The sequence below is a fragment of the Prevotella sp. CAG:255 genome, assembly GCF_000431195.1.
Lineage (GTDB): Bacteria > Bacteroidota > Bacteroidia > Bacteroidales > Bacteroidaceae > Prevotella > Prevotella rara.
Genome location: NZ_HF986781.1, coordinates 24,697 through 38,768 on the forward strand (window position 1 = coordinate 24,697; position 14,072 = coordinate 38,768).

Below are 14,072 nucleotides of genomic sequence, written 5' to 3' on the forward strand. Positions count from 1 at the left end.
TGCTCACATGCAACATGGCAAGTCATGCGGCCTGCCGTCTCAACTTAAAATCAGGATTTCTGTCGTCAGACAGATTATTAAAAAAATTCGTATCAGTTATTATTCAGCAACTTTTCAATGCAGTCGGCAAGACTTTCTTCCCAATAAGGGATATCCAGTCCGTACTCATTCTTTATCTTCGTCTTGTCGAGCACGCTGTAATGCGGACGTACCGCAGGTGTGGGATACTCGGCAGTGTGAAGTGGCCTTACCTTGCAAGTGCTGATACCGGCTATGCGGTGAATGGCTTTGGTGAAGTCATACCAGCTGCAGACGCCTTCATTAGAGAAATTATACACGCCCGGCTTAATGCCCTGCTCAATGACAGCCATTATTGCAACAGCCAAATCGCGTGCATACGTAGGTGTGCCTATCTGATCGAACACCACGCCAAGCTGCTCTTTCTCGCGTCCCAGACGCAGCATGGTCTTCACAAAGTTATTTCCGAACGTTGAGTAAAGCCACGCTGTTCGTATTATCATCGTGCGCTTACAGAATTTGCTGACGCCAAGTTCGCCTGCCAACTTTGTGCTTCCATATACGCTGTCAGGACACGGTGTGTCTGTTTCGGTGTAAGGAACAAAGCTCTTTCCGTTAAACACATAGTCTGTAGATATCTGTATCAGCCATCCGCCACGCTTCTCTATTTCCATGGCGAGGTATGCCGGAGCCTCCGTGTTGAGTGCCGTGCAAAGTTTCTGATCCGACTCAGCCTTGTCAACAGCCGTGTAAGCCGCACAGTTTACAATACCGTCGATGGCATTGCGGTTGATAAAATCAGCCACAGCCAGCTGATTGGTGATGTCAAGTTCGTTTACGTCTGTATTATAAAAGCGGTGCTGAGGATATTTGTCCTCAAGCAGCTGCATCTCGTTGCCCAACTGTCCGTTGCAACCTGTAATCAATATATTCATAGTATAAAAGTTTCTTTAGTTAAAAGCTAAGCTGACTGTCAGTCAAACTCAAGGGGCTCATTCTTGTCTTTGATATAATAATCCGAGAGCATCCCGATGAATGTCGTTATCTCTTTTATTGCATGCTCCGTGTCCGGACTTATCTTTTTTTTCTGCAGTCTGAGCATCATCACGCCATAAAGGGCATTAAAGCAGGTTTCAATTTCATTCTCCTCGTTGTCTGCTCCCCTCTTGCGCAGCTCAACAATAAACGGCAGAACTTTATAATACTCCGTAGTATAGAACGGGAATTTTGTGTTTTGCAGCAACTGCGCGTTAAGCTCGACAAGCTGCTGCATTACGATTTTGTTTATCTGTAAATGTCCTTTCTGGCGGCATCCTTCCTGATTCATCATCCTCACCAGGTTTCCATACCAGTCGGTCATCTCCTCCTTCTGTTCCTCGTCATAGTTGAATTTGTCGATATAATCATGACGTATGGCGCTGAGACTGCAGCCATATGCCCTGATAATGTCTTCCACCTGCCACATATAGAGCAGATACTCGGCTATGTTCTTTTTTCTTAATTCTTGTGATATAAACATGTTTTAGATAAAATAAAGTTCAACACAAAACTGTTGCGCCGGCAATTAACGGTTACGGCTCATGCACACTAATAGTGGAAAGTGTACAGATTGAACACAGTGCCGATAAGCACCAGCAACGAGAAGATAATGACAACACTGCCGATAATCTTATTGATTATAACGATGCTGCTGTTGTCGAACTTATTGCGGACTTTGTCAATAAGCCATGTAAGACCAAACCACCACAACAGGGCTCCGCATATAATGCTGAGATAGCCTACACACATGTGTAGCGGATGCTTTGGCATTACGAAGGCAAACTGGGCAAAGGCAGCCATGAACAGGAATATAATCAGCGGATTTGAAAAAGTTACAAGGAATGCAGTTACGCAGTTATGAATAAGAATGCCCTTTTTGCTGCCGCTGCAGTTATGAATAAGACTGCCCTTTTTGCTGCCGCTGATATGTATTTTCTTCGTAGGGTCAGACCTGTAGCAGTATATACCAAACGCCATGAGCATTATGCTGCCAAGTATCTGAAAGACAAAACGATTTTGGTTATTGTTGATTATGTCTACAATAAAGCTCATGCCAAAACCCGTTATCAGCGCATAGATAAAGTCGCTGATTGTGGCTCCGATACCGGTAACAAGGCCATACCAACGCCCTTTGTTCAGCGTGCGCTGAATGCAAAGAACCCCGACAGGCCCCATAGGCGCAGACGCTACAATGCCTATGAGTATACCCTTGAAAATCCAGTCAAGTATGTCAAGATGAAATTGAAACGGCATAACGGGTGCAAAATTGCTAATTTTTTATGAAAGGAACAAATTTTATATACAAAACTTTGCTACGTATAATAAATTTGATAACTTTGCATTGCTAGAATTATTATTTAAAATAAAATATCATGATTTCACAAGCATTAAAGCCCTACGTCATAGGTCTCGACCTCGGTGGCACGAACTCTGTTTTCGGCATCGTCGACAGCCGTGGTGACATTAAGGCAACAACAGCAATAAAAACACAATCGTACTCGCAAGTGAGCGAATACGTCGACGCTTCAATAGACGCACTGCAGATAATAATCGACCAAGTCGGAGGCATCGACAAAATTAAGGCAATGGGCATAGGCGCCCCCAATGCCAACTTCTACAAAGGCACAATAGAATACGCACCTAACCTCGTATGGGGACATGAATGTGTAGTTCCACTGGCAGAGATGTTCAGCCAGAAACTTGGCATCCCCGTAGCCATAACAAACGATGCAAATGCCGCAGCCATAGGCGAAATGACATACGGCGTGGCACGCGGAATGAAAAACTTCATCATGCTTACACTCGGCACAGGTGTTGGTTCAGGCATAGTAATCAACGGACAGCTTGTTTACGGATGCGACGGATTTGCAGGAGAACTTGGCCACGTCATAATGAGACGTGAAAACGGAAGATTATGCGGTTGCGGACGCACAGGATGTCTTGAAGCATACTGCTCTGCCACCGGCGTTGCACGCACAGCACGCGAATTTCTGTCTACATCAAACGAGCCTTCATTGCTGCGCGACATGAAACCGGAAGACATAACATCGTTTGACGTTTCTGTTGCAGCAGGAAAAGGTGACGAGCTTGCAAAAAGAGTGTACGACTTTACAGGCGAGATGCTCGGAGAGGCCTGCGCCGACTTTGCAGCCTTCGCTTCACCCGAAGCCTTTGTCTTCTTCGGCGGCCTCACTAAAGCCGGCGACCTGATTATGGACCCGATCAAGAAAAGCTACGATGAACACGTGTTCCACACATTCAGAGGCAAGGCACAGTTCCTAATAAGCGGCCTCGACGGTTCTTCAGCAGCCGTGCTCGGCGCAAGTGCCATTGGATGGGATATCCAGGAATAACTCAGAAAGTAACATTAAAACATAATTTGATATTATATCAATGGGCCTGCAGGCTATTTGCCTGTGGGCCTTTTTTGTGGCAATCATATAATGGATTTGGCTAAACCATTGAGCCGCCTTGTTGCATATTTTAGTGAAAAAGGATGATGCATACAACATGCATAAAAACATCCGACTTTATGATATGCCAGATTGGCAATGAAAAGTCTATTGTTTAGGTGACGAAAACGGGCCACTTTCGATGCAAAAGTGGCCGAGTTACGACCTGAAAACAATAGGTTAATGATTTGAAACCAATACACAAGATTTTACTTACAATTTAAGCCGCACACATCAAGATTTGACACTTCCTTAAACATAAAACACACGATTTGCTTTCGATTTTCGCGTCTCAAAAACGACATTACTTTTTCTACATAAGAATTTGACGAACTTTCGGAACAAAAAGTTCACGGCTTGCCAATATATCTTCCACTCGTCTGTATTGCATAGCAGCCTTACAGCAGTCTAAAAGACGGCAACTATCATCCAAAAGACGACAAGCAAAAAAAATAACACCTTAATTAATATAATAAAGACACAATAAAACAGACATTGCAGCTGTCGGAACTTCATTTATTGACCAATCACAATAAATATATAATACAAAAAGTAAAAAAGCACGTAATATTTTATGTGTATCGTATTTTTATGTATATTTGCAGTTTGTAAAAACACCGGCTAACACGCCGGAATGTTTGAAAACAACTTGATGAACAGCAATAAAAAACATTTAAATAATTTAAGGCAATGAACAGACAGGACGACATAAAAAAAGCAGTTGAAGTAATGAAAAACGGCGGAGTGATTCTCTACCCCACCGACACTGTATGGGGCATAGGATGCGACGCTACCAATGCCGAGGCCGTGGCGAAGGTATATAAGATAAAACAGCGCGACGACTCAAAGGCTCTCATCTGCCTGGTAGACTCAGACGCAAGGCTTCAACGATATGTACGCAATGCACCTGAAGTGGCATGGAACGTGATGGAGCTTGCCACAAAGCCAACTACAGTCATCTTTGACGAAGCTGTCAACCTGGCGCCCAACCTCATTGCAGAAGACGGAAGCATAGCAATGCGCATAACCAACGAAGAATTTTCCAAAGAACTGTGCTACAGATTCCAAAAGCCCATTGTGTCTACAAGCGCCAACATCAGCGGCCAGCCGGCAGCGCAAAACTACTGCGACATATCTGAAGAGCTGCTTAACGCTGTAGACTACGTATGCTTCAGCCGCAGACAGGAACATAAGCCGCACACTCCGTCGAGCATAATAAAGATAAAGAACAACGGAGAGATAGACATAATAAGAAAATAAGTTTTTATAATCTGAAATAAAAGGACACAAAGTGAGTCGTATTAACGGAATTGCAGAAGGGGCTTCAGGCGAACAGACACTGATGGAGCGTATCATATCATGGCGCAAGCAGTATATAACAGACCGCCAATTCACGCTGTTCTTAAGCTTTCTTGTAGGATTTTTTGCTGCCATAGCAGCATTCATCCTGCATTGGATTATTGAGGAGATTGCCCTTTTGCTGACATCTAAATTTGATGCAAACACATTCAACTGGATGTATCTTGTATATCCGGTGATAGGTATTTACCTTACTTCACTTTTTGTCCGCTACATCGTCAAAGACGAGATAAGCCATGGTATCACCCGCATCCTTTATGCCATAAGCAGCAAGCGCAGCAGGCTGAAAGGACACAACTGCTGGAGCTCGGTGATAGCGTCGGCCATAACTATCGGATTCGGCGGAAGCGTAGGAGCCGAGGCTCCTATCGTACTTACTGGTTCGGCAATAGGCAGCAATCTCGGCAAGCTGTTCAACATGGACAACAAGACACTGATGCTGCTTGTAGGATGCGGAGCCGCCGCAGCAATAGCCGGAATATTCAAGGCCCCGATAGCCGGACTTGTGTTCACGCTTGAGGTCTTAATGATAGACCTTACCATGGCATCGCTGCTGCCAATACTGATATCAAGCGTAACAGCCACATGTTTCACGTATATATTCACTGGCAGCGACCCGCTGTTTTTCTTCCATCTTGACAGCGCATGGCCCGTTGAACGCGTGCCGGCAAACATTCTGCTAGGTATATTCGGAGGCTTTGTAAGCCTTTACTTCATACGCACCATGACCGCATGCGAGTCTGTTTTCGGCCGCATAAAGAACCGCCCCATGCTGAAGCTTCTGCTCGGCGCCATGGTGTTAAGCCCGCTGATATTCTTGTTTCCGTCACTTTACGGTGAAGGATACGGCAGCATAAACATCCTGCTAAACGGAAAGACTGAAGCCGAATGGGAGACCATCCTGCACAACTCGCCGTTCTACGGCAACAGCGAAATGCTCCTGCCATACATCGGAATGGTTCTTCTCACCAAGGTGTTTGCCACCTCTGCCACAAACGGCGGAGGAGGATGCGGCGGAACATTCGCTCCTTCATTGTTTATAGGAGCATTTGCAGGCTTCTTCTTTGCAAGAGTATGGAACATCTACGAAATAGGAATATACTTGCCTGAAAAGAACTTTGCGCTGCTCGGAATGTCGGCCGTAATGGCTGGAGTGATGCACGCACCGCTTACGGGTATCTTCCTCATTGCCGAAATAACCGGCGGCTACCAGATGTTCATCCCTCTTATGATTGTAAGCATCTGTGCATATCTTACCATCATAATATTCGAGCCTCACAGCATCTACGGCATGCGACTGGCACGTCAGGGAAAACTGATAACGCACCATAAGGACAGGGCCGTGCTTACGCTTATGAGCCTTGACAGCGTGATTGACAAGAGTTTCACGGCCGTGTCTCCCGAACTCAACCTGGCTTCGCTCGTACATGCCATAAGCAAGAGCCACAACAACGTGTTGCCTGTGCTCGACGATGCGGGCAACCTGCTTGGCGAAATAGACATAACCAAGCTTCGCCACATTGTGTTCAGGACTGAGCTGTATCATCACTTCAAGGTCAAGCAACTGATGTCTCAGCCTGAAGCAACGCTCAGCGTGAACGACACAATGGAGATTGTGATGAAAAAGTTTGACCAGACCGACTCTGCCATGCTGCCTGTGCTCGACAACGAGAACCACCTGCTGGGCTACATATCACGCACACACATGTACACCATGTACAGAAAGATGGTGGCCGACCTGTCGGAAGACTGATTGCCAAGAAATAATCAAAGCAATCAGTCTGACGCTTTACATCAAAGCGTCAAACTTGAAGTCAGTCTTTTTCCTGTAAGCTATGGCTGTAAACTTACAAATTAGTTTATTGTCCTGATTGCATATCTTAACCTCGCAATAAGGTATTTTGTGATGATTGCACGTTTCTGTTGCCTCAGCCGTAAGCACATCACCTTCTACGGCACTGTGCAGAAACGTTATCGTGCTTTCTATGCTAAGCGTCAGTTGTCCATGGCTGTTCATTACTGCAGCCAGAGCCAAATCGGCAAGTGTAAAAAGCGCACCGCCCTGACAAACGCCACCGGCATTGAGATGCGACTTGCCAACCGTCATTACTGCACGTGAATATCCCTCTCTCACCTCCACGAGTTCCATGCCGGCATTCGCCGCAAATATATCCTTTTCGTTTAAAAAATCTTTTAACGTCATTGCAAATTATTTATATATAACCTTCCTCTGTCAAAAACATTTATCAGCCAAACTGATACAAAAGCTAAAACAGCCTGTAAGCGACTGCCGCCTCCAGCGACATTAAACAATATCAAAAGCAACAGGGCTATGCTGCTATCCATTTCTTATACTTTCTATAAACGGCTTCAACAAAGAAATATCCTTTATGGCCGGAAAAGTTTCAAAACGGCTGTTAATGTCTATTCCTGCCATGCAAGGATGAGTCAACGAAAGCACTTTCTCCACGTCATCAGGTCCTATTCCGCCGCTTATAATAAACGGTATATCACCGTCATAATAGTCAAGCAGGCTCCATTCAAACTTTGTGTCAACATCATCGCCATACTGTTTTTTAGGATAAAAGAGCAGCATGTCAGCAACATTCTTATACTTACGCCACAGTCCGACATCTTCCATATCAGCAATGCCAATAGCCTTAATGAACTTTATTCCCGGACATATCTCATCCCTAAGAGTCAACCGGAGATTATTTATCATTATCTCGTCGTTTTTGCCATAAAGCTGAACATAATCGAGCTTATAATTATAAGCCATCGTTATAATGTTCTGGGGCATATCGCTACCAAAAACTCCTACTCTTGCCACTTTTCCATCCTCATTCAGATCACGCCCCTGTATACTTGCATAATCAGGCAACAAGCCGACATTAGAGGGTATCGAAGAGACATAACGCGGATTTCTTCTGTCAAATACCAAGCCTATCATATCAGCGCCAAGCCCCATGACGGCACGTATATTTTCAGGATCGCGCAATCCACAAACTTTTATTATCATGACTACAGTTTCGTTTCAGACATAAATAAATTAGCTATGACAAATTCCTTTAAACACATTACTGATGAATTCTGCCATGTAACAAAGATACAAATATTCTGCCTATTAAGGCATACACGCCACGAAATTTTTACCTAATAAACTAATCTTAATAAAAAAGGCCTGCCGAAATGGCAGGCCTCAAAAAATGTATAATTCTTCTTCACACAGTACAATAGCCCGCTATATTCTGCTTTTGTGAATTAAGCCATAACTATGCAAATATTGTTTTCAGTAAATTTTATCTATTTATACGTATGCCGCATAAAACAAAGGCACACTCACCAACAAATCAAGCGGAAACCCCAGCTTAACCGATTGCAAAGATAAACATTATTCTATAAGCAACAAACTTTTTGGCACATTTTTATCAAAAAAGTTGCAGTTTTAACACAATACGGCAAGTTATGTTTACAACGTTAGCACATTTATATATAAAAACAAGAACATCAGTGCAACAACAAAAGAGCATAAAACACACAGAAAAGCCCTAATATCTAAATGTAATTCAATAATATTTTAAACATCAACAGCTTCTGTCAGACGAAATCAGAAAAAAAGACATATAAAAGAGTAATAAAAACGATTTATCATCGTTACAATAATAGAATTAAAAATAATTTGCCTATGAAATATTTTACCAAAGAAGAAAACAAGCCGTCTAAGAATACGCTAAACATTATCAAGCAGATAGCTTATACCTACAGGTCTATAAAACTTAACGGAAAAAACGAAGCTTATTGTCTGAATTAGAAACCGACTATTTATGGCAACATTAATTTCACCTTCATTACTTTCTGCCGATTTTCTTAATCTGCAGAAAGACATCGACATGATAAACAACAGCGAGGCAGACTGGCTCCATCTTGATGTTATGGACGGAGTGTTTGTGCCAAACATTTCATTTGGCTTCCCAGTAATTGAAGCTGTCGCAAAAACATGCCAAAAGCCGCTTGACGTGCATTTCATGATAACAGCACCTGAAAGATACATAAAGCAGACAGCAAAGACAGGAGCCATGATGATGAACGTGCACTTCGAGGCATGCACACACCTTAACAGAACAATACATGAAATACATGAAGCAGGCATGAAAGCCGGCGTAACGCTAAATCCGTCGACACCTGTATGTATGCTCGAAGATGTCATAAAGGACGTTGACATGGTGCTAATAATGAGTGTAAACCCCGGATTCGGAGGTCAGGCATTCATAGAAAACACCATTGACAAAGTAAAGCGTTTAAGAAGACTGATAGAAGAATCCGGCTCAAAGGCACTTATCGAAGTTGACGGAGGCGTACAGAGCCAAACAGCCCCAAGACTCGTTGAAGCCGGCGTGGATGTTCTGGTCAGCGGAAGCTATATATTCAAATCAAAAGATCCGGCTGCCACCATACACGACCTGAAGCAACTCTAAAAGCGCAATGTTGGACGCAGAAAACAAGCATAAAATTAATATACAATATAAAATGGCGCAGACGGATAATACAGTCTGCGCCATTTTATGTTGCCAACAGATTAAGACAACCAATTGTCCGCAACATCATACAGTAAAAACCGAATTAAATCGGCTTGTCTATATTATTAAAGTTATTCAATATTGACTAAATCTTAAGAACGGCGCAAGTCTGACCGGTCAGTCAAGCTGGAGCGCTATATTATGTTCCTTTGACATACGGCGCAGATTGAGGATAGCATACCGCATTCTGCCCAATGAAGTATTGATGCTGACTCCCGTAGTCTCGGCAATCTCCTTAAACGACAAATCTTGATAAAACCTCATGAACACAACCTCACGCTGCGTAGGAGGCAACATATTCATCATGTTCTTGACATCAACCATTATCTGATCGTTTACATAACGGTTTTCAACGTTGCTGTCCAATATTTCATTGCCGCTGAGATTAGAGAGATCGTTCTCGTCAGTAGGCTCAATCAGATTACGCGAACGCTGCTCACGATACCAATCCATAATGACATTATGCGCGATGCGCATAATCCACGCTCCGAATTTTCCACTGTCAACATACCTGCCCTGATGCAGCTTTGTTATAACCTTCACAAAAGTTTCCTGAAACAGGTCGTTGGCCTTGTCCTCGTCTCTGACGACAAACAATATGTATGAGAACAATTTGCTCTGATTTCTTGATAACAGCTCATCAAAAGCCCTGTTGTTTCCCCTTACATAAGAAATAGCTAACTCCTCATCAGTCAACCTACTTATATTTTCCATTTCTTTATTCTTATTTTTTAATTTTAGGTAAACAGTGTTTCGATAGGCTTTATCTAAATTAAATTAATATTAAACAATCATATTGTACGTGCAAATATAAGAAGAAATGTTTACACGCACAAATATTTTAGAAAAATAACGTTTTTTCTTTTGAACTTTGACAAACTATATGTATCTTTGCGGATGATTAAGGTTCGATACGACTCGATTAAAAAGGGAACGGGGTGAAAATCTCCGACTGTCCCGCAGCTGTAAGTTCCTTTATAACTTAAAAGTAACATGCCACTGTGAAAACGGGAAGGTGCTTGAAAGTGGAACAAAGTCAGAATACCTGCCTTATGATGTAAGACCTATTCTCTCGATGTAAGGGGCTATGGTCAATCTTATAAAATTAATATCAGACTAATAAATGCCGTGTCACTGCATAGCTGTGTAATATCGCTATATGCAGTTGACGTGAGTATTACACATTGACGCTACATTTGACAAGACGTTATATTATCGTGTTTTAATTATATAAGTTTATCCGAGATTGACAACGCCGTGAGGCGTTGTCAATTATTTTATCACCCTATCAGTCAAGTATTTATCAAGATCAGATGCAAAAGAAATGACATTAACAATTCTTCAACAGCCGAAAACACAAGACACATCAACATCCTAATTTGAAAATTCGTAAGCATCTATTTTCTTTATTCCGGGAATGGCAAGATACGTCTCGCGGAAACCAAACACAGACAACACCTTGCCGCGATTTTCTGGATGCTCCTTTAGATTGAGTTCCTCACGTATTTTCTTTGAGCATGACGTGAGGCATACTGAAACAACATGAGAAAGGTCAGCTGTTGCAGGATCGTCAGCCAAGAGTAATGCTGTATCGTGATCAAACGGAGGTTCAAAATCATATCGTTTCTTACCATTGGCGCCAGTTGCCGAACCTACGATGTAGCCCTTCACCCATACCTGATCAACTATAGGCTTACTGATAAACGTCTCTACATCCACAACATCACCAAAAGAAATGCCTGTATCATCATCATACTCACCATCGCCTTCATCTTCATCATCTGAACCGGTGTCCTTATCCGTTCCGCCGACAATCTCCGTTCCGTCATCTATGCCTTCTTCCGAATCATCATAGGGTTTGTCGCATGCAGAAAAAAAGAATGCTGTCAACAACAGCACAAACATAAACCTGATTTTTTTCATAATATATTATGTTGGTTAACGATATACAAAAGTAACAATATTTTTCATAACAGACAAACTATCACGGGCAAAAACAAAAAGAGGTTGACGCAGGATGCTGTCAACCTCTGACGATTTCGTTAAAACTTCGAAATCATAAATAAGATGTCGCAAATATAAGGCATTTCAATGACAATTGCAAGTTTTTTGATTTAAAAAACTAATATTTAACATTTAGGCTACATAAAATGTTAAATATTTTACATTTTGGCATTCTGCATTACATATTGCAAAGTGCTGTAAATCAAAGCATATTACAAAAAATAAAACAAAATAATACACACAAGCTTTCGTATTCAAATTATATTCACTATATTTGTACCAACAATCAAAAAAATAATAACATATATTAACTTTACGTATACATTACAAACTTAGTTTTTATGAAACAATTACAGACATTATTGCTATGCCTACTGTTTCCGCTTGCCATGACGGCATCAGTATGGGAAACGCAGTACAAACAAATTGAAGAAAGCATCAGGATGCCTAAGTTTGCCGACCGTACTTTTGACATAACAAAGTATGGAGCATCGCTAAAGGCCAGTGCGGCAAAAAACCAGAAAGCCATCAACAAGGCTATAGAGGCCTGCTCAAAAGCCGGTGGCGGACGTGTTGTAATCCCACAAGGAACATGGAAGACTGGCGCCATAAGAATGAAGAGCCACGTTAACCTTGTAATCGAAAAGGGTGCTACCCTATTCTTCGAATTTGACAGAAGCCTTTATCCTCTGGTTGAAACACGCTGGGAAGGACTCGACTGCATAAACTATTCACCGCTGATTTATGCTTACAAGGAAACAGACATCGCGATAACCGGAGAAGGAACTATCGACGGTAACGGTTCTGACGACACATGGTGGCTGATGAGCGGAAAGACTCCTAAGAGCAAGGACATTGTTGTTGAGGAAAAGCAGCAGAATCCAGGAGGACGCGCCGACCTGCTGAAAATGGCAGAAAACGGAGTGCCTATCGAAAAACGTATATTCGGCCCGAAAAAAGGTCTGCGCCCTCAGATGGTAAACTTCAATCAGTGTGACGGTATTCTGATTGAAGGCGTAACAATGGTACGCTCACCGTTCTGGGTAATGCACCCGCTGCTGAGCAAGAACATAACCGTAAGAAACGTAACCGTACACAACGACGGCCCTAACGGAGACGGCTGTGACCCTGAATCATGCGAGAATGTTCTTATTGAGAATTGCGTGTTCGACACTGGCGACGACTGCATCGCAATCAAGAGCGGACGCAACGAGGACGGACGCGAAGGCGGCAAGGGCCGTTATGTAGGACGTCCGAGCAAAAACATAATTGTGCGCAACTGCGTAATGAAAGACGGACACGGAGGAGTGGTTATCGGCTCTGAGATTTCAGGCGGATGCAACAATGTGTTTGTTGAAAACTGCAAAATGGACAGCCCAAACCTTGACCGTATTCTCAGAATAAAGACAAACTCATGCCGTGGCGGCGTGATTGAAAACATCTATATGCGCAACGTTGAAGTTGGCCAGTGCGCAGAGGCTGTGCTCAAGATCAATCTTGACTATGAGCCGAAAGAAATTGGCCGTCGCGGATTCTACCCGACAGTACGCAACGTCTACATGGAGAACGTAACCTGCCAGAAGAGCAAATACGGAATCATGGTTGTAGCATTCGACTCACTGACCAATGTATACAACATCAATCTGAAGAACTGTAAGTTTGACGGCGTTTATGACAAGCCGGTTTACATAAAGGGCAAAACCCGCGACATGAACTACGATAACCTCTTCATCAACGGTTCACTTATCCTTGCCGAGGCTCCGTTCAAAAACTACAGCGAGTGGATGGTACACTCTGAAATGCAGCGCAACCCAGACCCATGCATGATTGACTTCGCAAAAAAGCCAAAATGGGGATATGTTGTAGGAATAGAGCTCGAATCAATGCTCGACACCTATCTGGCATACAAAGACGAGAGCATCATAGACTATCTGAAGCAATACCCGGCTAAGATGATTGACGAAAAGGGCAACATCACAGGATACAAATATGAAGACTTCAACCTGGACAACACACGTCCGGCACGCTATATTCTGCGCATGAACAACCTCTTCCCCGAGAAGAAGAATGAGAAAGCCCTGAAAACTCTGTTCAAACAGCTCGAAAAACAGCCCCGTACAAAGGACGGAGTGTGGTGGCACAAGGCTATATACGCACACCAGGTATGGCTCGACGGCGTATATATGGGACATCCGTTCTACACAATGGGAGCACCTATACTGAAAGGCGAGAAAAAGGCAAAGAAGTATTATGACGACACTTTCGAGCAGATTTCAAAGACATACAGCCGTACATACGACGAAAAGACTGGACTGTGGAAACATGCATGGGACGAAACTCAGAAGATGTTCTGGGCTAATCCTGAAACAGGCTTGTCTAAACATACATGGGCACGCGCTCAAGGATGGTTTGCAATGGCTATACTCGAAGTACTCGACGTTCTCCCTGAAAACTATGAGAACAGAGGTAAGCTGATTGATATGCTGAACAACGTCATGAAAGCAACCGTAAAATATCAGGACAAGAAGACCGGCTTATGGTATGATGTGCTCGACGTTAAAGATCCGCGCAACTATCTCGAAGCAACAGCTTCTTCAATGTTTACATACGTCCTGCTGAAAGG

13 protein-coding genes and 1 riboswitch are annotated in these 14,072 nt (G+C 43.0%); of the genes, 6 read left to right on the forward strand and 7 right to left on the reverse strand.

What is annotated here, in order from left to right; translation table 11 throughout:
• Positions 1-92 precede the first annotated feature (92 nt).
• The 3 genes from rfbD to QVO66_RS03190 all read right to left on the reverse strand — a co-directional run bounded on the left by rfbD (position 93) and on the right by QVO66_RS03190 (position 2,310).
• Complete coding sequence (gene rfbD / locus QVO66_RS03180; protein WP_021853953.1) at positions 93-953, reverse strand: dTDP-4-dehydrorhamnose reductase; 861 nt, start codon at positions 951-953, stop codon at positions 93-95.
• A 38-nt stretch (positions 954-991) separates the two neighbouring features.
• Positions 992-1,537: a DUF4924 family protein gene (locus tag QVO66_RS03185; RefSeq protein ID WP_021853954.1), complete on the reverse strand. Its 546-nt coding sequence runs from the start codon at positions 1,535-1,537 to the stop codon at positions 992-994.
• Positions 1,538-1,605: 68 nt separating this feature from the next.
• Entirely contained in the window at positions 1,606-2,310 is a 705-nt protein-coding gene (locus QVO66_RS03190) for a LysE family translocator (protein WP_021853955.1), read from the reverse strand.
• Positions 2,311-2,429: 119 nt separating this feature from the next.
• Here QVO66_RS03190 and QVO66_RS03195 point away from each other — a divergent pair, with 119 nt between their 5' ends.
• From QVO66_RS03195 to QVO66_RS03205, 3 genes are all read left to right on the forward strand, one after another.
• Complete coding sequence (locus QVO66_RS03195; RefSeq protein ID WP_021853956.1) at positions 2,430-3,410, forward strand: ROK family protein; 981 nt, start codon at positions 2,430-2,432, stop codon at positions 3,408-3,410.
• A 789-nt stretch (positions 3,411-4,199) separates the two neighbouring features.
• Positions 4,200-4,769, forward strand: a complete 570-nt coding sequence (locus tag QVO66_RS03200) for an L-threonylcarbamoyladenylate synthase (protein WP_021853957.1) — start codon at positions 4,200-4,202, stop codon at positions 4,767-4,769.
• Positions 4,770-4,851: 82 nt separating this feature from the next.
• Positions 4,852-6,621, forward strand: coding sequence for a chloride channel protein (locus tag QVO66_RS03205; protein WP_053398166.1), 1,770 nt, complete (start codon positions 4,852-4,854; stop codon positions 6,619-6,621).
• A 36-nt stretch (positions 6,622-6,657) separates the two neighbouring features.
• Here the strand turns inward: QVO66_RS03205 and QVO66_RS03210 are convergent, their stop codons facing one another.
• Both QVO66_RS03210 and QVO66_RS03215 read right to left on the reverse strand, forming a co-directional pair.
• Complete coding sequence (locus QVO66_RS03210) at positions 6,658-7,071, reverse strand: PaaI family thioesterase (protein ID WP_021853959.1); 414 nt, start codon at positions 7,069-7,071, stop codon at positions 6,658-6,660.
• A 135-nt stretch (positions 7,072-7,206) separates the two neighbouring features.
• Positions 7,207-7,887 carry a phosphoribosylanthranilate isomerase gene (locus tag QVO66_RS03215; RefSeq protein ID WP_021853960.1) on the reverse strand — a complete coding sequence of 227 codons (681 nt, stop codon included), beginning with the start codon at positions 7,885-7,887 and terminating at the stop codon, positions 7,207-7,209.
• Positions 7,888-8,553: 666 nt separating this feature from the next.
• Here QVO66_RS03215 and QVO66_RS03220 point away from each other — a divergent pair.
• Together QVO66_RS03220 and rpe are read left to right on the forward strand one after the other, a co-directional pair.
• Positions 8,554-8,679 (forward strand): hypothetical protein, encoded by a 126-nt coding sequence (locus QVO66_RS03220; protein ID WP_021853961.1) that lies wholly within the window; start codon positions 8,554-8,556, stop codon positions 8,677-8,679.
• A gap of 13 nt (positions 8,680-8,692) precedes the next feature.
• Entirely contained in the window at positions 8,693-9,343 is a 651-nt protein-coding gene (gene rpe / locus QVO66_RS03225; protein WP_021853962.1) for a ribulose-phosphate 3-epimerase, read from the forward strand.
• A 219-nt stretch (positions 9,344-9,562) separates the two neighbouring features.
• Here the strand turns inward: rpe and QVO66_RS03230 are convergent, their stop codons facing one another.
• Together QVO66_RS03230 and QVO66_RS03235 are read right to left on the reverse strand one after the other, a co-directional pair.
• A complete protein-coding gene (locus tag QVO66_RS03230) occupies positions 9,563-10,159 on the reverse strand; it encodes an RNA polymerase sigma factor (protein ID WP_021853963.1) in 597 nt (198 codons plus the stop codon).
• A 173-nt stretch (positions 10,160-10,332) separates the two neighbouring features.
• Positions 10,333-10,512, forward strand: a riboswitch (cobalamin riboswitch).
• 307 nt (positions 10,513-10,819) lie between these two features.
• Entirely contained in the window at positions 10,820-11,368 is a 549-nt protein-coding gene (locus tag QVO66_RS03235; protein WP_053398163.1) for a DUF6359 domain-containing protein, read from the reverse strand.
• Positions 11,369-11,790: 422 nt separating this feature from the next.
• On the opposite strand from QVO66_RS03235, the gene QVO66_RS03240 reads away from it, so the two are divergent.
• A partial coding sequence (locus QVO66_RS03240; protein WP_288172514.1) for a glycoside hydrolase family 88 protein occupies positions 11,791-14,072 on the forward strand: 2,282 nt, incomplete at its 3' end.

Excerpts from the sequence above, each read along its gene's own strand:
- QVO66_RS03235 (WP_053398163.1), bottom strand. The coding sequence starts at position 11,368 with ATGAAAAAAATCAGGTTTATGTTTGTGCTGTTGTTGACAGCATTCTTT.
- QVO66_RS03190 (WP_021853955.1), bottom strand. The coding sequence starts at position 2,310 with ATGCCGTTTCAATTTCATCTTGACATACTTGACTGGATTTTCAAGGGT.
- QVO66_RS03220 (WP_021853961.1), top strand. The coding sequence starts at position 8,554 with ATGAAATATTTTACCAAAGAAGAAAACAAGCCGTCTAAGAATACGCTA.
- rpe (WP_021853962.1), top strand. The coding sequence starts at position 8,693 with ATGGCAACATTAATTTCACCTTCATTACTTTCTGCCGATTTTCTTAAT.
- QVO66_RS03200 (WP_021853957.1), top strand. The coding sequence starts at position 4,200 with ATGAACAGACAGGACGACATAAAAAAAGCAGTTGAAGTAATGAAAAAC.
- rfbD (WP_021853953.1), bottom strand. The coding sequence starts at position 953 with ATGAATATATTGATTACAGGTTGCAACGGACAGTTGGGCAACGAGATG.
- QVO66_RS03210 (WP_021853959.1), bottom strand. The coding sequence starts at position 7,071 with ATGACGTTAAAAGATTTTTTAAACGAAAAGGATATATTTGCGGCGAAT.
- QVO66_RS03185 (WP_021853954.1), bottom strand. The coding sequence starts at position 1,537 with ATGTTTATATCACAAGAATTAAGAAAAAAGAACATAGCCGAGTATCTG.
- QVO66_RS03230 (WP_021853963.1), bottom strand. The coding sequence starts at position 10,159 with ATGGAAAATATAAGTAGGTTGACTGATGAGGAGTTAGCTATTTCTTAT.
- QVO66_RS03205 (WP_053398166.1), top strand. The coding sequence starts at position 4,852 with ATGGAGCGTATCATATCATGGCGCAAGCAGTATATAACAGACCGCCAA.
- QVO66_RS03215 (WP_021853960.1), bottom strand. The coding sequence starts at position 7,887 with ATGATAATAAAAGTTTGTGGATTGCGCGATCCTGAAAATATACGTGCC.
- QVO66_RS03195 (WP_021853956.1), top strand. The coding sequence starts at position 2,430 with ATGATTTCACAAGCATTAAAGCCCTACGTCATAGGTCTCGACCTCGGT.